This window comes from Streptomyces sp. NPDC002680 (assembly GCF_042889145.1).
In the GTDB taxonomy this organism is placed as follows: Bacteria; Actinomycetota; Actinomycetes; order Streptomycetales; family Streptomycetaceae; genus Streptomyces; species Streptomyces adonidis.
The window spans coordinates 800,058-819,850 of record NZ_JBIAQP010000001.1 but is presented as its reverse complement, the minus strand read 5'-3'; the positions used below and the strand labels follow the sequence as shown (position 1 = coordinate 819,850).

General features: G+C 68.9%; 17 protein-coding genes. 3 read left to right on the top strand and 14 right to left on the bottom strand.

The annotated features are described in order from the left end of the window. Positions 1-49: 49 nt before the first annotated feature. The 5 genes from ACFYXF_RS03645 to ACFYXF_RS03625 all read right to left on the bottom strand — a co-directional run bounded on the left by ACFYXF_RS03645 (position 50) and on the right by ACFYXF_RS03625 (position 4,487). On the bottom strand, positions 50-241 hold the full coding sequence (locus ACFYXF_RS03645) for a hypothetical protein (RefSeq protein WP_389347757.1): 192 nt from the start codon (positions 239-241) through the stop codon (positions 50-52). Further along, the gene (locus ACFYXF_RS03640; protein ID WP_389347755.1) at positions 238-1,941 is read right to left on the bottom strand and encodes a hypothetical protein; all 1,704 of its coding nucleotides are present in this window, start codon (positions 1,939-1,941) and stop codon (positions 238-240) included. The genes ACFYXF_RS03645 and ACFYXF_RS03640 overlap by 4 nt, the downstream gene beginning before the upstream one ends. Next, positions 1,938-2,552, bottom strand: coding sequence for a WhiB family transcriptional regulator (locus ACFYXF_RS03635; protein WP_389347752.1), 615 nt, complete (start codon positions 2,550-2,552; stop codon positions 1,938-1,940). The genes ACFYXF_RS03640 and ACFYXF_RS03635 overlap by 4 nt, the downstream gene beginning before the upstream one ends. A gap of 124 nt (positions 2,553-2,676) precedes the next feature. Next, the gene (locus tag ACFYXF_RS03630) at positions 2,677-3,432 is read right to left on the bottom strand and encodes an ATP-binding protein (protein WP_389347750.1); all 756 of its coding nucleotides are present in this window, start codon (positions 3,430-3,432) and stop codon (positions 2,677-2,679) included. After that, entirely contained in the window at positions 3,429-4,487 is a 1,059-nt protein-coding gene (locus ACFYXF_RS03625; RefSeq protein WP_389347747.1) for a hypothetical protein, read from the bottom strand. The genes ACFYXF_RS03630 and ACFYXF_RS03625 overlap by 4 nt, the downstream gene beginning before the upstream one ends. A gap of 808 nt (positions 4,488-5,295) precedes the next feature. Between ACFYXF_RS03625 and ACFYXF_RS03620 the strand changes: the two genes are divergently transcribed. Further along, complete coding sequence (locus ACFYXF_RS03620; RefSeq protein WP_389347745.1) at positions 5,296-6,213, top strand: helix-turn-helix domain-containing protein; 918 nt, start codon at positions 5,296-5,298, stop codon at positions 6,211-6,213. Between the two features lie 224 nt (positions 6,214-6,437). Here the strand turns inward: ACFYXF_RS03620 and ACFYXF_RS03615 are convergent, their stop codons facing one another. Next, positions 6,438-6,962, bottom strand: coding sequence for a peptidylprolyl isomerase (locus ACFYXF_RS03615; RefSeq protein ID WP_389347743.1), 525 nt, complete (start codon positions 6,960-6,962; stop codon positions 6,438-6,440). A 238-nt stretch (positions 6,963-7,200) separates the two neighbouring features. On the opposite strand from ACFYXF_RS03615, the gene ACFYXF_RS03610 reads away from it, so the two are divergent. Continuing rightward, positions 7,201-7,524, top strand: coding sequence for a hypothetical protein (locus ACFYXF_RS03610; RefSeq protein WP_389347741.1), 324 nt, complete (start codon positions 7,201-7,203; stop codon positions 7,522-7,524). Between the two features lie 153 nt (positions 7,525-7,677). On the opposite strand, the gene ACFYXF_RS03605 is transcribed toward ACFYXF_RS03610, so the two are convergent. The 3 genes from ACFYXF_RS03605 to ACFYXF_RS03595 are packed head-to-tail and all read right to left on the bottom strand — an operon-like array spanning position 7,678 to position 10,376. Next, complete coding sequence (locus ACFYXF_RS03605) at positions 7,678-8,871, bottom strand: amidohydrolase family protein (RefSeq protein ID WP_389347738.1); 1,194 nt, start codon at positions 8,869-8,871, stop codon at positions 7,678-7,680. A 23-nt stretch (positions 8,872-8,894) separates the two neighbouring features. Beyond that, on the bottom strand, positions 8,895-10,010 hold the full coding sequence (locus tag ACFYXF_RS03600) for an MAB_1171c family putative transporter (protein ID WP_389347736.1): 1,116 nt from the start codon (positions 10,008-10,010) through the stop codon (positions 8,895-8,897). 3 nt (positions 10,011-10,013) lie between these two features. After that, complete coding sequence (locus ACFYXF_RS03595) at positions 10,014-10,376, bottom strand: hypothetical protein (RefSeq protein WP_389347734.1); 363 nt, start codon at positions 10,374-10,376, stop codon at positions 10,014-10,016. 826 nt (positions 10,377-11,202) lie between these two features. On the opposite strand from ACFYXF_RS03595, the gene ACFYXF_RS03590 reads away from it, so the two are divergent. Then, positions 11,203-11,691, top strand: coding sequence for a pyridoxamine 5'-phosphate oxidase family protein (locus ACFYXF_RS03590; RefSeq protein WP_389347731.1), 489 nt, complete (start codon positions 11,203-11,205; stop codon positions 11,689-11,691). A gap of 97 nt (positions 11,692-11,788) precedes the next feature. On the opposite strand, the gene ACFYXF_RS03585 is transcribed toward ACFYXF_RS03590, so the two are convergent. The 5 genes from ACFYXF_RS03585 to ACFYXF_RS03565 all read right to left on the bottom strand — a co-directional run bounded on the left by ACFYXF_RS03585 (position 11,789) and on the right by ACFYXF_RS03565 (position 19,729). Further along, positions 11,789-12,910, bottom strand: a complete 1,122-nt coding sequence (locus ACFYXF_RS03585; RefSeq protein WP_389347729.1) for a hypothetical protein — start codon at positions 12,908-12,910, stop codon at positions 11,789-11,791. A 114-nt stretch (positions 12,911-13,024) separates the two neighbouring features. Next, positions 13,025-15,106, bottom strand: a complete 2,082-nt coding sequence (fxlM, locus tag ACFYXF_RS03580; RefSeq protein ID WP_389347727.1) for a methyltransferase, FxLD system — start codon at positions 15,104-15,106, stop codon at positions 13,025-13,027. Between the two features lie 24 nt (positions 15,107-15,130). Next, positions 15,131-16,402 (bottom strand): lanthionine synthetase C family protein, encoded by a 1,272-nt coding sequence (locus ACFYXF_RS03575; RefSeq protein ID WP_389347725.1) that lies wholly within the window; start codon positions 16,400-16,402, stop codon positions 15,131-15,133. Further along, on the bottom strand, positions 16,399-19,470 hold the full coding sequence (locus ACFYXF_RS03570; protein WP_389347723.1) for a lantibiotic dehydratase: 3,072 nt from the start codon (positions 19,468-19,470) through the stop codon (positions 16,399-16,401). The genes ACFYXF_RS03575 and ACFYXF_RS03570 overlap by 4 nt, the downstream gene beginning before the upstream one ends. Before the next feature lie 85 nt (positions 19,471-19,555). Then, positions 19,556-19,729 (bottom strand): FxLD family lanthipeptide, encoded by a 174-nt coding sequence (locus tag ACFYXF_RS03565; RefSeq protein ID WP_217570664.1) that lies wholly within the window; start codon positions 19,727-19,729, stop codon positions 19,556-19,558. Positions 19,730-19,793 lie beyond the last annotated feature (64 nt).

The following is a 19,793-nucleotide window of genomic DNA, read 5'->3' as shown; positions in this document are numbered from 1 at the left end:
CGCGGCGGGTGAGGGAAGTGGAGTGGCCTGGCCTGCGTCTACGCGCGCGTCAGCCGCACTCGGGGCAGCGGGCGAAGTGTCTGCTCATTGCACGGGCCATGTTGTGCTTGACCGTGATCGCCTGCTTCGCACTGGTCTTGGCCGGCGGGGTGCCGGCGTTGCGCTCCGCATAGGCGGTCAGGAAGCGGATGTCCTTCTCGAAGTCGGACCTGATGTGCGACAGGCGCGGACACGTCCTCACCGTGCGCTCCTTTTCTTTGTAGCGGACGTGGCCGTTTCGTGGCGCAAGCGTTCCAGGACGGGCGTGAGGCGGTCGTTGCGGATGCCGATGTCGTGGGCGCGCATGATTTCCCGTAGCTGGGTGCGCGTGACCTCGGCGTTCCCGTCCCGTTCCAGCAATTTGGGCACGTGGGGACGGAGCTGGGTGACGAGTTGATCAACCGTCACCTTCCCTTGCCTTCGGGATGGTTTGTCCTGACCGCCTCGGGCCCGACTCCGGGACGCCTTCGGCCTTCTGCGCGCGGGGACCGAGTGGGGACGGTCCCCACCTGCCTCGGCTTCCGTTTCGATGTCGGGGTTACCGTGGTCCCCGTCGTTGGGGACCGATTGGGGACGGCCCCCGTTGGGCTCGGTCCCCATTGCGGAGTGGCGGGCATCTCGGTCTGCGTGGGGGACCGGTGCCGGGGACGGGCGAACTGGGCTCTGAGCTGCGGTGTTGTCCCCGTGTTCCGGGCTGACGTCCGTGCGGTCCCTGGTGCTGTCGGTCCCGGAGACCGCGTTGTCCCGGTCCCCGTTCACGGCCTCGCCCGCAGCGGCATCCATGGCCCGGTCCCCTAGGGAGCCCCGGTCCCCATTCGGTGTGCGGTCCCCTACTTCGGGGACTGCGGGGAGACGGTCCCCGCTCTCGGCGGGTTCCGTCTTGGGGACCGTCCCCGCCAAGTCGTATTCGGGACCGTTCTCGATCGGCGCATTGTTTGCTCTGGGGACCGTGAGTAGACGGATCGGCCGGTCCATGGATGTTGTCCCCTCGACGAAGGGCGGGCGGACGGGGTCGCGGTCCCCGTAGTCCTTGTCCCGTGACGACTGCGTCCAGGGCGAGGGCAGGTCAACGGTTGCGAGCTCCGTGGCATGGCGGCGGGCGGCGAGCTGGTTCAGGAGATCGCGCCTCTGCTTGAGGTCGGTGCCGACGTCGGCTTTGGCGAGGGCCTTGGACAGCCGCCGGGTGATCCGCCGCCCCCGCCAACTCTGGCGGCTCTTGGCGGAACGTTCCGCCAGGCGGGCGGCCAGGGCGACGGCCTTGGAGGTGGCCCGGTCACGGGTGATCTGGGCGGCGTCACGGTCGCGTTCGGCGATGCCGAGGCGGGAGAGCAGGCGCTCGCGCGCTTCCCGTCCAAGGGTGGCCACGATCCCGTGAGAGGCGGCGCCGGGCTTGCGCAGCCGCAGCTCGATACCCATGGCCTGGTGCCACAGCATCGCCGCCATGATGGGGCCGACGAAGGCCCGTACCGTCCCGCCGACCGGTCCGGACTCCGCGTAGGCGGGGATCACCTGTATTCCGGTGATCATCCAGACCAGGACGCCGGGGAGGCCCGGCGCACCCTGGGCGGCCAGGTTTTGGCGGGCCATCAGCGCGGTGGCGAACAGCGCCAGTTCGGCGGCGGCGAACATGGCGGCGCGCTCGGCGGTGCCGGCCATGTCGAGGTAGTCGGCGGCGAACCGCCAGCTGGTGTCCGCGCTGTAGGCGGTGCAGCCGAGCGCGGCGAGGGACGCGATCCACACCGCCGGCGCCGATGCGCGTGGCGTTGTGGCGCGGTCGCGGCGGCGCAGGGTGAGCCACCCGCCCACGAGCGCGGTGAGGACCGGTAGCGCGACGGCGGCGGTGATCACGGGCGACAACTCGACGGAGGCGACAGCCAGGGGTATCGCGGAGGGGTGGATCATGCTGCCCTTCCGAGCGCGGTGATCAGGGCGTGGGTGTGCACATGCCGGGACACGGGCGAGGCGGCGGCATCGTCCTCGTCGTCCTCAACGGGCTCGGCCTCGTCGTACAGCCCCCAGTACCGGTCGCGGTCGGCTACGGCATGGGCGGCGCGGCGCATCAGGTCTCGCGCCCAGTCGAGTTCGAGCTGGAGGCTGTGGGCGAGGCGTTCGGGAGACCACCCGCGGGCGTAGGCGTGGCGGACGACGGCCTCGCGTTCGGCGTCGCTGAGGTGGACGTCGCGGCCCTGGAAGGCGGCCTTGACCCGCGCGTAGTCGAGGCGCTTGCTGACCTGTGCGTGCCACGGGCGGCGCTCGATCTCGGTCAGCCCGCCCCACATCCCGTACCGGATGTCGTTGTCCAGGGCGTAGTTGAAGCAGTCCTTCTTGACCGGGCACCGGCCGCAGATGGACCTGGCCTCCGCAGCGGCCTCGTGGTCGCGCGGGGCGTGAAAGAACAGCTCGTCGGCGTCCTCGGCGGGCATGCCGTGGCACAGGCCCCGGGCGTGCCAGCTGTGGTCGGCGATCCCGCGCAGCGTCGGGCGCGCGGTGTCGTTCGTGGTGATGGTGCGCAAGAGGATCTCCGGGTACGCCTCAGTACTCGCGCGGCGCAGGCAGGGTGGGTCGGCGTGGCGGTGAGGCGGGGTGGGGGCGCGGCGGTGCCGCACCGGAGGTGAGGGAGGTTGGGGATGGGCCGGTTCAGCGGCGCTGGAAGCGCTGGTCCGGGCCGTTGAAGTGGACCGACGTACACATGCCGGACAGGCGGGACAGGACGCGGTCGCCGATCTTGTCGCGCAGGACCGGCTGTCGAGGCGGCACGCTGTGGTCGCGGACGGGCGGAAGGTTGGTGGTGAAGATCGTGGGCAGGCGGTTCTGGCAGCGCCAGTTCACCAGCCGGAAGGTGATCTCCTCCGTCCACTCCGAGCCCTTGGCGGCGCCGAGGTCGTCGAGCAGCAGCAGCGGCACCCGCACGATCCGCCGCAGCATGTGCTCCGGATCCACACCAGCCCGCGGACGCATATCGGCGTACAGGTCGGCTGCGGTGGTCGCGTGCCAGGTGACGCCGCACCCGGCAGCCGTCAGGGCGCGGATCGCGCCGAACGCCTGGTGGGTCTTGCCCGCGCCGGTATCGCCCCACAGCAGCAGCGACGGTCCGTGTGCGATCCGCCTACGCCCGGCCGTGCCGAAGTGCGGGTTCAGGCCGCCGGCGTTCGGTTCGACCGCGGCCTCGGTGATGGAGCGGACCCAGGCGGCGACGTCGGGGTGCTCGACCACTGCGTCGCGGTAGTCGACCGGGATCCGCGCCTGGGCGGCTTCCAACGCCGGGATCGGCTCCGGGGTGTCCGGCAGCACAGCTGTTGGGTCGATGCCCCGCTCTGCCAGCTTGGCCTCCAGGCGGGCGCGGAGACGCTCGCCGATGGCGGGCTGGGGGTCGGTGAGGTGCGCGCGGGTCACAGGCGGCCTCCGAACGTGGTTGGCTCGGCGGTCGGGTTGAGGTAGGGCGTGTAGCCGGAGGCGGTGGTGGCCCAGGGCCCCGCGCCGGAGGCGGACGAGGGCTCCGACGCGGCCTGCGGGGCAGCGTTGACGACCTCGTTCACCAGGCTCGGCAGGACACTCGGGTGCAGGCCCTTGGCACGCAGTCGCTCCAGCGCTGTACGGATGTCCTGAGGGTCGAAGCGCTCGTCCAGCAGGATCCGGATCTTGCGCCCCAGGAGTCCAAGGACGTCCTGCGGCGGTCGGCGCTGGCAGTCCTGGACGTACTCGGCGACCAGTTGCTTCGCGGAGACCGATCCGGGTACGGCGTCGGGTGCGGGCGCCCCGTGCCCCCTAGGTACAGATCCAGGATCCATGATCCTAGATCCAGGGCCGGAGTCCTCCGGTCCTCCTCCCGTAGTACTCCAGGAGCCCTTCGGGAGCACCGCCTGACCTGCACTTTTCCCCGACGGCGCCGCAGCGGGCGCAGACGGGGCGGCGTGCGGCAAGAACACTGGCTCTCCAGCGTCCGTCGTGGTGTCCGCAGGCTGCGTGGCGGGCATGACCGGGCGGTGAACCCCTCCCTGCGGGCTCCCGGAGTGATCCGGGAGCGTTTCGGGAGACGTTCCGGACGGTGTCGTGCGCGTGGTGGGGCAGGCGCCGGTCTGGCACTTGCCGCATGGCTGGTCGCCCTGGTGACGGGAACAGCGCGGCAACCGGGACGCCGTGGCCTTGTTGATCTTCTGATGCTGATCCCACGTCACGACGTGCAGCCAGGTACGTCCGTCGCATCCGGTGTAGCGGCAGATCAGTCCGGCGGTGGCCAGCTCCTCCAGGTCCTGGGCGACGTGCGCGGCGGTGTGCTCCGGGCGCAGCGCCCACAGCCGGCCGGCGATGATCGCCGGATGGTCGCGGTGACGGCCGGAGTCGTCAGCCTGCGTGAGCAGCCCGATGAAGGTGAGCATGGCGGTCACCGAGCATTCCGCCAGCGACTCCGACTCGAACATCTCCGGTTTGACGGTGCGGATACGTGCCATCAGGCGTCACCGCCGCTCCGTCGCACCGACGGCGTGGCCGGGGCACAGGCTGCCGCGCGGGCTGGGGACTTCGGCCTTTCACGCAGGGCAGTCGGCATGCGAAACTCTCCCTTGAAGCAGATCCGTTCCGGCACTGGTGGACAGGGACCGGAGCGGATTCGTTGGTGATCTCCACGCCCTTCCCGGGGCGCGGGTGTCCTGGCCGTGTGGCGTCTGAGAGTTCCCGCTCTCAGGCGCCGTCGGCGTTTTCGGGGCCGTGGCCCGCTTTGATGGGCGGTGCGCGCCTCACGTGTTTCCTTCTGCGGCGGTCGCCGGGCGGATGCCCGGCGGGGGACCAGCAACATACGTGTGGCCTGCAAAGACATCCAGACTTAGCTCTTACCTTCGCGACAAGTCGTCGGCCGGCGCCCAGAGCGGGTCGAGGAATGGCCGAGAGGTGCAAGAGAGGACGGCCTCAAGCGTCACGTGGCGCCCGTACCGAGCGGGCCGACCGCCGGGCTTAAGAGGTGCTGTGGCATGGCGCGGACTTCCTGACGGGGGAGAGAGACGGGATGCCCGCCGCGGAGAGGGACACACTGCTGTGCCACGGGTACGCGGTGGAACACGCCGCGCTGTCGCACAGAGAAGGGGAGACCTCTCGCGCGAGGCACGGAGCCTCACCGTCGCCCGGAGAGCTGGCGGGGAGGCCGAATCCTGAGGGCCAGCGGCATGCAAAGGCGCTCCGTTTTCGCTACGCTGAAGCTATTCCCGGCCGAAGAAAAAGTCAACAAGATGCATTTACTTCAACTTGGAGAAAAAGTGAGGTCTGATGCCTGCCCGTCACTTCGACCGAGACCGCGCTCGCAGGCAGCGGCGAGCTGCTGAGATCTCCCAGAGTGAAGTGGCGGCAGGGGTGGGCGTGTCCGACTCGGCGGTGGCGAACTGGGAGGCCGGCCACGCCTCGCCCGATCCGGAGAAGCTGCCCGCGTACGCGACGGCGCTCCGGGGCGACCTGGACGACCTGTTTCCGCGTGTCGGCCTGCCCGATTTGGCTGATCTCCGCTGCGATGCCAGCCTCTACCAGTACGAGACGGCCGAGGTGATCGGGACCAAAAGCACGGGCCCGGTCAAGGGGGCCGAGCGCGGGGATCGCCGGCTCAAGGACAAGTACGTCACCGCTCTGGCTGCGAGGTACGGCGTCAGCGAAACGGAGCTGCGCCGCGCCGAAGACCGATCCATGGCCGCCGCGGAGGCGAGAAGGAACGGCATGGCGGGGGAGCCGGAGCGTCTGGCAGTCGCCTCTGCGGACGGCAATGGGCCGCCGACATCTCTCGCTGGCAAGATCACCATGATCCTGCAGCATTCCTACCCCGGTCCGCAGGGGCCGCCGTCGGATGCCGAGATGGCGGCCGAGGTGAACGCCCGTCTCGGGGTGGACGTTTTGACCGAACAGGACTTCGAGGACCTGCGTACCGGTGCCGAGGGGACGCCGTCCCCGGGCGTCCTGGACGCGCTGGCCGCCGTGGTCGGTGTGTCGGAGATGTACTTCAAGTCAGACGAAGCCGTGGCGGCCCAGGTCTACGAGGGTCTCCAGTTGCTTGCCGCCGCGAAGGCGGGGACTGTGGGCCGGGTGAGGGCCCGTGGTCTGGGCGCGGAGGGCCTGCCGCCCCTGGCGATGGCGTTCGTCAACGACCTGGTGGCGGAGATGAAGGAGAAGAAGGAGAAGGAAGCAGGCTCGGGCACATAGTCCCGCCCGCAGCTTGTGGGCTGCGGTCTGGTGGGACGGCTACTGCTCCCTTTCTGTCGGCTCGAATCACCCGGAGGACTCTGCGGTCTTCGCGGGGGACCGGCATGACTGGGTGCGATCTGGCGGACGTTCCCGTGTCCCGTCCGGCCCCAATGCGGCCGCAGCGGCTTTGCGAGGAGCCTGCTGGGGACCAGACCCGGACCGGAGCGTACGATCCAACGGACTCAGGTTCGGGGCCGGTGGATTTGGACGGTGTGGACGATGACATCGGTGATCGGGCGGCCACGGCGGTCGGTAGGGACCACGGCGATGGCGTCGACGACTTCTTGTCCTTGGACCACTTCGCCGATGATCGTGTGGCGGTTGTTGAGGTGTGGAGCCGGTCTGACGGTGATGAAGAATTGCGAGCCGACGGTGTCCGGGCTTGAGGTTGTCATCGCCACCATGTAAGGGCGGTCGAAGTTCAGAGCGGGGTGGAATTCATCCGGAAACGCCCAGCCTGGGTCTCCGGTTCCGTCAGCTTGTGGATCACCGCCCTGGATCATGAGGCCGTCGATCACGCGGTGGAAGATCGTTCCGTTGTAGAGCGGCCCGAAGCCCAGGGCACCCGTTCGCGGGTCGAGCCACGTCCAGGTTCCCTCGGCGAGGCCGGTAAAGCTCTTGACCGTCAGTGGCGCGTACTGCGGAAACAGCCTCACGGCAATCTGCCCCAGCGATGTGTGCAGCGTGGCAGTCAGTTCTTTCGCCATGGACTTCCGCCCTGTCGTCTGTGTTTTCCCACACGGAAGCAGGACAACGTGCAGGTCAGCGCGAGACACGCCAGATCTGACATCAGACCCCGCCGAACCGCGTCCGGCCGGGTGCGCCCCTCGACGTTGGCTGGCGGTGGTTCCACGGCATCGCCCGCCCTTCCGCCCTTGGGGGCATCGACGGAACGACGCTCAGAGCACCGACGGAAGTCGATACGGTCATGGAATGGAATCATCAATGATCACTACCGACAGCAACTCCCTGCTCTCCGACGTGCGTGAGGCCCTCAGGAGCGGGAGAGTGAGCCAGCTCGGAGACCGACCGGGGCTGCCCCATCTCCCCGAGGTCGAGACGCGGCTCGTCGACGGGGAGGTGATCCTCAAGGTCACGGTGGCTCCTGAGGAACGGCCGGGCGCGGACGCGATCCCGCGCCGGGTGCAGGACGCCCTCCGCTCAGGTGGACTCACCCTGGCCGTAACGTCCGACAGCACCACAGTGGCCGCATCCCCGGTACTTGCACTGGAATCCGGCCGGGCCGTGCGCATTGGCGGCCGACGCTGACGTAGAGCTTCGAGGAGGCTGGACGTCCCGCCTGGTAGAGCAGTCGCACAGCCGAGGGTTCCGCCGGCTCCCATGCGACGGGGCAGTCCGCCGTGTGGGAGCCGACTCGACATGGCCCGGCCCGCGGCCCGTACGGTGTGAGCCAGCGAAGGGCTATGGCTGCTCGGCCCGCGGGCCCGGCTGGTGTACTCGTCCTGCGGTGATCACCGCGTGGATTTTCTTGAGGGCGTCAAGGTCGGCCAGCGGGTCTCCGCCGACGACGAGGAGGTCCGCGCGGAACCCGGACGCGATGCGACCGGTCGATTCTCCGAGTCCGAGAGCGTCGGCCGCATGGACGGTGGCCATGTCGACGATCTGGTCGTTCGGAATGCCCAGGTGCGCGTAGAACGAGAGGGCCCCGACGAGCGACCCGTCGAAACCGGTCCGCTGCACTCCGGCGTCTGTCCCGGCGATGAGCCTGACGCCGGACTCGGCCATCTCCCGGACCTGCCCGAAAAGAACCTTCGCCCGCTCCTCGCCGAAGAAACGCGGCACCATCTGCCAGTGCGGGCTCACGGCCGGACACACAACCACACCCTGCTCGATGATCTTCTTCAGGACGTCCCGGCGCAGGCCGAAGCCGTCCTCCGTCATCCACGTACAGTGCTCGATGGTGTCCACGCCGGCGTCCACGACCGCGGCGATGCCGTCCGCCCCATGGGCGTGCGCGGCCACCGGTACGCCGGCCTGGTGCGCCTCGTCCACCAGGGCTCGTAGCTCGTTCGCGGAGAACTGGCTCTGCCAGCTCTTCGGACCGTTCTTGGTCAGGCCGCCCCCGGACGCCATGACCTTGATCACGCCGGCACCCTCCGCCAGATTGCGTCGCACCAGATCACGGACCGCGGCCTCGCCGGACACCTCGCCGCCGAGGAAGTGGCAGTGGCCTCCGGGCGTGGTCAACGGGATGCCCGCGGACACGATCCGAGGCCCGGGCGTGCTGCGGCGGCCGATCTCCTCATCCAGCCGCAGCGCCAGATGGTTTCGGTCGCCCAGGTCCCGGACAGTCGTCACCCCGCTGGAGACGAGCTCGTCCGCGCGTCGGCGCATGTCCGTCAGCAACTGCTCGTCGTCCGCAGCGCCGAGCGAGGCCACCGGATCGCTGCCACCGTCGAACACCAGATGGACGTGGGCGTCGATGAGCCCGGGCACGACCGTCGCGTCGGGAAAATCGAGATGCGTTCCGTCCGCGAGATCGGCGAGGTGTGCGCGGGGGCCGACCGCGCTGATCGTGGAGTCCACGACCAAGATGGCGCCGTCCTCCAGGTATGTTCCGGAACCGGTCAGGACCCGGCCGGCGGTGATCAGCAAGTCGTCTCCTCGTTCGTGCGCGGTCACGCGGTCAGCCGGAGCGCGTCCGACACGGCGATCAGCTGACGGACGTCATCGTCCCGGCCGTCCCCCTTCGACATGGCCAGGGCGACCGCCTGCCCAGGTGCCGGAACATCGTTCTTGACCATGTCGGTGGCGGCCAGCAGACGCTGGGCCAGCTGAGCAGGCTCAAGATCCAGCAGACCCATGCCGTCCTCCCCGCCCACCACGTAGGGGCTGATGTCGACCAGTCCGTCCCGGCACTCCACTATCCGTCGGTGATACCGGCGATGCACACCACGCGCCCTCCACCGGTCCCAGAAACCCAACGAAGCGGGACGCAGTTCGTTCTGCGGAAAGACCTCGATCAGGAGGTGCCACAGCGCGGCCAGTCGGCGGTGGTCCCGGCGCCGCCGCAGCCACAGCCGCGTGGCGGTGATCCGGGCTCGGGCCACCGAATACGTGACGCCTGCGGCGAAGAGCAGACTCGACACCACCAGCAAGAACGCCACACCGCTGTTGACCGGGTGCGGCACAGAGCCACCGCTCCACCGGACGATGACGAAGACCGCCCGGATCGCGCAGGCCACGGACATCGTGCCCAGGCCGAACGCGGTCATCCACAAGCCCGTGGCGTACGGGCGGCGGGACATGCACGCGTAGCGGGCGGACCACCATCCGGCGGCGCCCACCGCGTACATCATGTACAGGCCCGCGACGGTGTAGAAGACGAAGATCTGAGTGAGCGTCATGTCCACGGTGGCGTACGGCTCACCGAGTTCCTGCTCCGGCACGCTCACGGCCGCTACGGTGATCACCGCCGCCACCAGGGCCATGACGGCGCCCTCCCGCCGGGCACGGCGCCGTGCGGTTGGTCCGTCGGCCGAATACAGGTAGAAGCACATCAGGAAGTAGAGCGCCACCAGCAACAGCAGGTTCTGGACGAGCCTGGCCATGCCGTGCCCGGCCAGGGTCTCGATGCCGTGGGTGCCTCCCGGCATGGCCACCGGATACGACAGCCCCATGCTCAGCAGGGCGAGAGCCACCGAGCGGGTGGGCGCATCGTGCGGGGCACGCGACCACAGGTAGAGCCGCCACGCGACGGCGGCGGCAATGACCAGCAGCAGGTACGTCGCCATGACCTACACCCACCCTCGCCGGTCGCCCAGCGCGGACTGGACCCGGCGTACTTCCGGGTCGTCCGACAGCGGCGGGAGCTCGTCGAGCACCGAGGACCACTCCAGGATGATGGTGGCCGCGAGTTCTACCGAGCACTCCTCCGCGTCCTCGTACGAGCAGCGGCGGGCAACCCGCCGGATCAGCTTGGGATCCAGTACGGGGATGAGGGCCGCCCAGCCCTCGATGAAGTCGTCGGGGGACTCCTGCCCCGGCTGCTCCGCGTGGTCCTCCTCCCACTCGGCGACGAGGATGTGCAGGATTTCGTGGAGGATGATCTGCTGCTGGTGCGTCTGAGTCGTCTCCTGCTGGTAGAGGACCATGTCCATCTCCGGCGTATCGACCCACAACCCCGAGGGCCCCGGCTTCTCCAAAGGGAAGGGGCGAAGGAGGATCGGGCGTTCGCGCCTCTCGCTCAGAGCCCGGACTAGTTCTTCCACGTCCAAAGGAGGACGGACACCGAGGTCGCGCAGCTCCTGCCGCAGCCGACGGCGGAGGTCGCGTTCCCCGGGCCGTCTCTCCGCCGTACGCCACCTTCCCAGCCGCGGCTGGCTGCGGGCGCGGTCCTGCGCGGGCACCGTGGATTCCGGAGCACCACGATGACGTTCTTCCGGAGACATTGAGAGATTCCCTTCATTCCGCCGACCGAGGCTCGCGCACGGAGCCGGACGGCAGCCACCACAGGCAAACGATGTTCGGGCTCCCGGACGTCACCCATGGCCGTGATCACGAACGCCGAGACCGGCACCGTCCGAAGGGTGTGCGTCGGCCTCGGCGATTGAGGCGCGAGCACACGATCGAGGTCATCCGGACGTATGAGGTCGCTAGCGCGAACAAGTAATCCGCCCGGCCGACGTTCATCGGTGAAGCTCAGGAACCGTCTGGGACCTTACGTGAGGCTCGTATGAGATCAAGGCTGGAAATCGACACAGCGAAGATCGGTGGAGGACGTCGGGAAATCGGAGTGAAAACTATTAATTCGCCCAAATCTTGATTTGGATCATGGCTCTGAGCTGTTGATTCATTTGTGGTCATTTTGGTCCCACCTCCATGTTTGACGTGCACTTCCGTTATGGTTTCGAGATATCTGTCGATGCTTTGGTGTGCGTATGGGGCATCTGACGCCCTGTAATTTCAGGGATTGTCGCTGCGGGGATGGTCGCTCCCTCGCTGATCGGTGCGCCGTCCCGCGCTACGCTCCAGGTCGTGCCGACCGATAAATTCAGCCAAGCACCTAATAGCTCTGTGTTCTGGAGTGAGTACCATCTGTGTGCGCTGACTACCTTGCGGCCCGATGGAAGTACGCACGTGGTGCCCGTCGGAGTGACGGTTGACATTGACGCCGGGATAGCCCGAGTTATCACACGCAAATCAAGCAGGAAGGTCGCCAACATTGAGGCGGCCCGAGGTGAAGCCCGTGTGGCTGTCTGCCAGGTCGACGGAGGACGCTGGGCCACATTGGAAGGTGTGGCGAAGGTGCTCTCCGACGCCGCTGCCGTTCACGATGGCGTGGCGCGCTACGCGCACCGGTACGGACGGACGCTGGCCCCGGACCCCGAGCGCGTGGTCATCGAGATCACGATCGAGCGGGCCATGGGACTGGCTGCGCTTCCTCGCCCGGCGTCGACTGAACGTGCTGCGTGAAGCTGAAGTGCTTGGTTTCCGGTGCCAGAGCCTTACCCGCCAGGTGGTGTACGCCTGTGCGACAACCTGCGAGAGGTCGCTGCCCCCTTGGTCGGCCTCACGGCGTTGGACTGCCGAGCTCCTTCGCTGTCAGCGAGCGGCTGAGTACCGTCTCGCCAGTATCCAGAACGGTCGCGAGGTCGCGGTGTAGCGCGTCCGGAAGTGCGCCCGAGCCGAGAGCGCAGCTCCGGAGTAGGTCCTCGCAATCCTGCCGTTGTGCGTCCCTCCCGAGTACGTCGAACAGCGGGTGGGTCAGCACCTCGCGGGCCGCGTATCCGTTGCGTGCCTCTGTCGTCCGCCGAACGATGTCGTCAGCGAGGAGACGGGCTTCAGGGAGTTGAGCTGATCCGACCACGTCCAGGACCGTGAGACCGAGTCGGACGTCGAAGACAGTCGTACCTGCCTTCCCGTCGTAGTTCAGGTAGGTGTTCGTCAAACACGTCACCGAGTCGCTGGCTTGTTGCTGCGTGTCGCGGCGGCACAGAGCCGTCAGGCACGCGGTGACAGCCTGCTCCCATGGCTCACCCGGTGCCGTATCGGAGAGCAGTTCGTCAGCGCGGCTGGTCTGGCCGGCGGTGAGAGCTGCGATGACGGCGACCTGGCGGCCGTCCAGCATCCTGGTGCCCACGCCCCGGTGCCGTTCGACATGAGCCAGGGCCTCGTCCCATCGCCCCGTGGCGGTGAGGGTCCGTGTGCCGTCAGCGAGGAGCACGCGCCACAGCCAAGCCCGCACCCCTTGCCGGTCGTCAGCGGTGGCAGTGACGTCGGCTGGAACGGTGATGCCTTCGAAGGACACAGCGGTGGCGGCCCCGACGGCCCCGTACAGGTCCAGTAGTCGCTGGAGCCCGTCGTCGGTTTGGCTGGCGCGGATCTGCAAGCGGGCGAGGTTGACTAGGGGCTCCAGCCCGCGAATGGCGCTCATGGCGGGTAGAGGGCAGGCACGCATGTAGGCGGCGGCGTGCCGGTGGCAGATCGATCGGGCGAGATCCGGAAGGCCGAGATCGGAAGCGACGAGCGCCGTCTGGTTGAAAACGGTGGAGGCCAATCCCTGGTCGCTCTCTTCAGCGGCTCTGGCTGCCAACTCGGTGAGGGAGCGCACGCGGTCGGGCAGTGGCAGGCAGGCTGGGCGGAATCGGGCAATCAGTGGAAAACGCCTTGCTATCGGGCCGTTCGGATCCATGGTCTCTCCGGGCGACGTTGGCACGATGGTGGATGAACGCGCGGGGCGGTACCGGTCGGAGTGGCCGACGGGTACCGCCCCGCGTTCAGTGGCGCTTGTCTGTATGGGGCGTTGTCACCGCCAGTCGACGACGATGCGGTTGAGCGGGGTGTCGAGGGCGAAGAGCCCGGGGCGCTGCTCGGCCACCGGGGCGTCGAGGGGGTGGATCTCGAAGGTGGCCTCGCGATCGCGGTACTCGCGATCCCAGGCGCGGATCGCGTCAGCGACCTTCGCGGCCAGCTTGTCGCTGCCGGGGCCGTGGCCGATGACGCCGAACTCCCAGAGCTTGCCGCCTTCGGGGGTCTTCGTGTCCGACAGGCGGCGGGCGAGGTAGGTGATGGCGCCTTGGTCGACGGCCGCGGTGGAAGAGGGGTAGGGGTCCTCGGTGAGGACAGTCCCCTTCGCTTCCTTCGGGAACAGCATCCTGATCAGGCCGCTGGGCAGGGAGCAGGAGACGAACAGCTCCATCCACTCGGGTGACTCCATGGCCCGGACCGTCATCCCGGTCCATTCCTCGGTGCGCGGCTGCTCCAGCACGCCGACCAGCGCGTCGGCGTCGAAGTGCTGTCCGGCAGGGGCCTGGAGGCTTACGGCGCCGTCCGCGCTGAGGGGGATGACCCGGCGGTCGTCGTCGGCGATTCCCTGGCGCAGCGGCATGAAGGTGTTCATCTTGCTGCTGACGCTCGTCCAGCGTCCATCGCGCTGTTCGTAGGCGATGGACCGGGACACGCTGCCTTTGAGTCGCTGGGGCACGACGAGCCGTCCGCCGGGGGCGAGTTGCTGCATCCAGGCGTGCGGGACTCCGTGTGCGCCGACGGTGGCGATGATCCGGTCGTACGGCGCGCCCTCGGCGTGGCCGACGGCGCCGTCACGGGTCAGGGCCCGAACGTTGGTGAACCCGGCCGCGTCGAGGTGCGCGCGGGCTCCTTCCACGAGGTCGTCGTCCACGTCGATGGTGGTGACGTGACCGCTCTCGCCGACCAGGTGGGCGAGCAGGCCCGCGTTGTAGCCGGTGCTGGCGCCGAGTTCGAGAACGCGCTCGCCGGGCTGGGCTTCCAGCTGGTCGAGCATGAGCGCGACGACTCCGGGTTGGGAGGCGCAGGAGATCGTCGTGCCGTCGGTGTCGTACTTGATGTTGACCGGCGCGTCGGCGTAGGCGTCTTCGAGAGAGGCGTTGGGCACGAACCGGTGCCGAGGGACGGTACGCAGCGCGGATTCAACGGCGGCGACGCGCGCGTTTCCAGTTGCGCGCACCTGGTCGACCAGGGCGTTGCGGAGCCGGGTGGCCTCGGCGTCGGAGGTGGTGATCGTGGCGGTGTTCACCTCCTCGACGCTAGTGGCTTCGGACGTGGCCGCGGCGGGCGACGCGGTGTTGTCACTCGATCCCATGACTGCCTCTCTTGCGATGGTGAACATGGCGCTCTGGTCTCCGGACGGGAGACCTGCGCGGTTGGCGTGGAAGATCAGGTGGTGTGCGACGACGGCTCGCAGACCGCGCGTAAGACGCCCGCAGACGGCAAGCCCGGCAAGGGTTGTCCCGGCCTCCTCGAAGGCGGCGACCCAATCGGCTTGCCCTTCGAGCGGTCCTCCAGGAAGGCACAGACTGTGGGCATCGGCCGTCATCAGCTTCTGCATCGCCGCAGTCAGAACGGTGGCCCGTTTAGGAGCAGCCGGTTGGGCGGCCGGGCGGAACACGCAGGCTTTCGCCCATACGTCCCCTTGCTCGAACCAGTCGAGCCTGGCGGCCCGCATCAGTGTGCTGATGAGGAGTACGACGGTCTCCCGGCGGCCCAGCCGACCAGGGCCGGGCTGGTAGCTCAGCAGATGACGGCTGTCGTGATGGAACAGGTCGTGGGCGGTGTCCATGGCCTGTGGACCGCCGAAGGAGTCGGTCTCCGGTTCGTAGAGTTCACGTACGAACGCCGTCGCCGTGCCGTCGTTGACGAGGTCGTTCAGCAGCAACTCGACGAGCGGGGACGGTTCGGGGGCGCGGTATCGCAGCCGCCAGGGCTGCTTGTCCATGAACCACCAGTCGGTGAGCTGACCGTCTTCCTCGGCCGCGCACAGGATGGGGCCGAGGCGTTCGGCGACGGCGCGCTTGCCGGTCTCGCGATCGGTGAAGGTGATGTTGTGCTGGTGCCAGGGGTCCGGGTGCACGGCGGTGGTCCTTCGGTGGGTGGGTCAAGCGATGAGCAGGCAGGCGTCCCAGGAAGTTCGGGGCGGGGCCCCGGTCGCGGGGACCAGGAGCGCCAAGGCGATCCCGGCGGCGCCGTTGAGGAGGCCGGGCCCCGCTTCCTTGTCGTGGACGATCGCCGCGGCGGCATCGTCCGGATCCGTGCCCGGGGGACAGAGGACGGTAAGGAGGGCGGGGATCGCCGCGCGCAGCTGACCTGCGGTCGAGGGGGCTGCGTCGTCGGCCGTCCGGGCGGCGATGTGGGCGAGGCCGGCGAAACCGTGGCAGAGGCCGTTGTCCGTGGTGGCGCTGAGCTGCGCGGAGTCGGTGAGGGCAGCCACGAGCGCGTTCTCGGCTTCGATCTGACGGCCGGTGTCGCCGAGGGCGAGGGCAGCGAGTTGCTGGGCGCGGGCCAGTCCCGCGGTGCCGTAACACCATGACGGTCGCCGTGGCGCGGACGGAGCGAGGAGTCCAGTGCGCAGTTCGGCTCGATTGACCCAGTAGGGCCAGACGCGGCCACTGCTCGTTTCGTCCTGCCAACGGTCCAGCCAGGCCAGGATCGTCCGCAGGGCTTGATGGTGATGACCGACGAGGGTGCCGCGACGGGCGGCGAGCGCCAGGAGCGCGAGTGCCCCGCCGATCCCGTGCGCCATACCGGTGTTGCCGTGTCCGTCCGGGAACCGGCTGTCCGGTCGGCCCGAGGGGCCGGTCGGTGTCCACCAGCCGGGCAGGACCTCGCCGTGGTGAGTGACCGGTTCGGTGAGGCGTACGCAGTAGTCGAGGATGGCGCGTACTTCGTCCCCGGTGGGGTCGCGGTGCAGGAAGTAGGCTCCGTATCCGGTCAGGCCCCGGATCGTGTCGAACTCGGCCAGTTCCGGCAGTTGTCCGGCGTCCATGCGGCGGTGCGCGGCATCCAACCGGCGGCGGACGTCTGCGGCCAGTTGGCGGTCGATCAGGCCCAGGGCACGCTGGTAGGCGCCGGGTGTGTGGTCGGCAGCGCAGGCCATGGCGTGCGCGAGGGCGGGCACTCCGTAGAAGGGGTGGCTGTCGGGACCGCTGGTGAACGGGGAACGTACGGCTGCACCGAGCCAGTCGTGGGCGCGCTGCCACGGGCCCAGGCCGAACGCGGCCCGCTCGATGTGGAGTAGCGCGACGCCGGTCGGGCCGTACGCGAGATGCTGGCGGACGGATGTGCCATCTGGCCCCGGTAGTTCCGCAGCAGGGCGGGCCAGCAGATCGGCGACGGCCTCCGTCACCTTGAGCGTGATGGGGTCGTTCACCGTGGCCTCCGGGACATCCACGCCGTGGCGGCGGCGCGCGTGACGTACAGGCAGGCCGCTTCCTCGGGGAAGTCGACCGCGACGTGGCGGACGAAGTGGACGTGTAGCAGCGAGGAGAGGACATCGTCCTCCGCGATGCCCTGGGCGTCCGGGCCCGGGACCTGGGCTCGGTAGGCCACCAGCCCTGCGTGCCGGTCGGCCCACGCCTCCACGATGGCCTGCCCTCCGGGCACACCGCGCAGGGCCGCCCAGTCGCCGGACGGGTCGGACAGCCGTACTGCTTCCGCCAGTTGAGCGCGGGGGACTGGTGCGGGTGCGGTGCGGGGAATGTGGTCGATCAGCCAGCGCATGCCGGCCTCGGTGCTGCCGAGGAACGCGATGGCGATGGCGGTGCTGTGTGCGGCCACCAGCGTGCGCTGGTACGGACGCCGAGGCTGGCGAAGCTGAGCGACGACGGCGCGCGAGTCCGCGCGGAACACTTCCTCGGCTGCGTCCCAGGCCGCTCCGGAACCCCAACGGCCCATCTCGCGGTACGAGGTGGGATAGCGCAGATCCGACAGCAGCCCCTTGGTGCGCAGTTCGTCGGCCCAGGTGCTGATCGTACGGACGGTCTCGGTGAAGGCGGTGGAATCGGGCAGGGCGATACGCACTCGTAGATGCTGGTCGGGATCCCGGAAGCGGATGAACCACCAGGGCGGAGAGCCGAGTTGGGCCATCAGGCCGGGGATGTGATCGGCAAGGAGGAGGTCCTGGCGCCGTACGTCTCCGTAGAGGGTTGCCAGCAGCAGGGACGAGATGCCTGGAGTCTGGATCTGCGCCGGTGAGAGGGCACGGGCCGGGGTGGGGGCCGGCAAGCGCGGCCATGCTGGAGGTTGCGTCGCTTTGAGCGGTACGACCACCTCATGGGCACGGCCGCCGCACCAGTCGTGAGCGCCGTGCGGTGGGGCTTCGATGAGGAGGGCCGGGCGGGGGCGGTTCAGGTGGTGGCGGAGGAGGGTGCGGTGGCCGGCGTGGTCGAGGTCGAGGAGCAGTTGACGGTCGTCCTCGGTCAGGAACACGCGGTGCGGCATCCGCCGTCGGATCCGCCAGTCGTCGAGCGCCACGTCCCATTCGGCCTGGGGGTGGTCGCGGCCTGGGAGTTCCGCGGGCTCCAGCCGCCACCGCGCGGGGGCGAGCACGATACGCCCGTAGCGCAGCCGGGGCAGGAACGGCATGGCCGTGGCCGCGCCCCAGTCGAACAGAGTGACCTGGGCGCACTGAGCGCGGGACAACTCGGTGAGGAATCGGACGAGCGGCGGGGTATGCGTGGCGAGGTTCAACGCGTGCATGCCCACGGCTTCGACCCGGTGCCCGCGCTGGGGGAGGGCCAGGTACATGCGGCGGCCGTCGCACGCCACCGCCAGGTCGTCGGGCGTGAGGACGACTCCGTCGGGGGCGCGGTGTTCCTGGACGCTGATCACGGTGGGCAGGATCTGCGGGGTGCGGGTGACATGGGCGCTCGTGGGCAAGAGCGGGGGAAAGGACAGCTGGACAGGGACGGTCCCGGTGTCCGCCGCCGGCAGATCGGCCAGTTCCGCGCTCAGGGCGGCACGGTCCTCGGGGGCCAGCACGCTGAGGAACCTGCCCGAGATGACGCCGACGCCTCGCGACACGCTCACGATCTCCACCAGAAACCGATCGCTCTGCAAGTCGTCGGTGCTGGCGGCGTGTACGCGGACACCGATCTCCAGGTGCGGCGGCACTCGCGGGTGTTCGGGCCCGATGTCCATCGCGGCGATCAGTTCCTCGGTGAGGAGCACTTCGTCGCGGCCGTCGAGGGCGGCGGCCTGGGCCAGCCCGACCAAGGTGTCGTCCCGTACGGATGTCCGTCGGCGACGCACGTCTGCGGATGTGCCCGGGTATCCATCGGGGAAACCGGTGCCGCTGTCTGCGACGACTTCCTTGAGGGGCACCATGGTGCCGATGCCGTACCGCTCGTAGAACCGTCGCTGGTACGCCTTCCAGGCGGCGGTCCCGTACGGGAGGGCGCTGACCCGGGTCAGCGCCCAGGCAGCACGCTCGATCTCGCGGGCCACCGCCTCAGGCAGCTCGACTTGGGCATCCAGACGGAGATCGAGAGCGAGCGGGTGGCGGCGAACACCTGGAACCAGGGCCCGCATCCGCGCCGCCGTGCCGGCCCGGCCACTGCGGGAGTCACATCCGCGCAAGTCGGCCTGCACCGAACGGAGTTCGCCGATGGTGGCGGCGACCGGTGCCACGGAGTCGGCGTGCACGGTGTCGAGGCTGCTCAGCAGGTAGGTCAGCGCGTCGGTCTCGGTGCTCGGCGCGTGCAGGCTGGAGATCAGCACCTGGTGCCGCATCAGATCCTGCACGAGCCGGAGCGCCTTCTCCGGCCCTGCGTGGGGGAACTCGGAAACCAGCTTGTCGGCCAGATCGCCTGCGCGGATCGGTGATCGGGCGGCATCCAGGACCATGCGCACCGGCGCGGACAATCCGATGGACGCCTCGACAGCGTGCCGCGGGCCATCGTGGGTGTCAGGCTTGTACGGCACAACGAGCCGATCGCCGCGTTCCGCGACGACGTTGTTCAGTACCACCGGTAGACGCCCAAGTAGTTCCGGACACGACTCCAGTTGCTCAATGACGGCCGCCAGCCATTCTGCGCTCGCCCGGCCGATCGCCACATGATCCGAACCCCACACCGTGGCTGCTCGTGGCCCGAGAGCCGCTGTGGTCACACCGGCGAACAAGCCGAAGGGAGTCGCCCGATGCTCGGCACGCAGCAGATAACGGGCCACGGAAACGACCGCACGGCGCACATCCCACGAGGCCGGACAATCGGATGAGCACAGGGTCCGGACCCGGGACGCGAGTACAGGGCTGGCGTGTTCCAAAGCCTCGACGAGGTCCTCGTGAGACCACACGTCCCGCAGCCACGCGAGCCGGGAAGCCGCGCCGTGGGGTGAAGGGTCATCAAGGTCAGGACACGGAGAAGCGGGAAGCTCCGGCCACGCAACTGCACGGACAAGAGCGGTCTTACCGGCGCGGTAGCCAGTGCTCGAAGCCATCACAACCTCCGTGATCCAGACGGGGCGGCCGGTGCCCGCGCGATGCGAGTTGCGAGGCACCGGCCTGTATTGACGTGTTCTTGGGTCAGGCCACGTTGGTGGTGCAGGCGCCGCAGGTCGAACCGCAGCCGTCGTCCGTGGCGTTGATCAGGCCGGCGACGTCCGCGACCTCGACCAGGGTGACGTCGAGGTCGAAGTCGTCCGTCGTCCCGGCGCTCGGTGGGAGCGCCTTCGTGCTGGGCTGAATCTGGGGACTCATGTCAACTCCAGTTACTGGAAGGTGAGTTGTGGATAGTGGTTCTGCCGGGCGTGCGCTCGCTGGA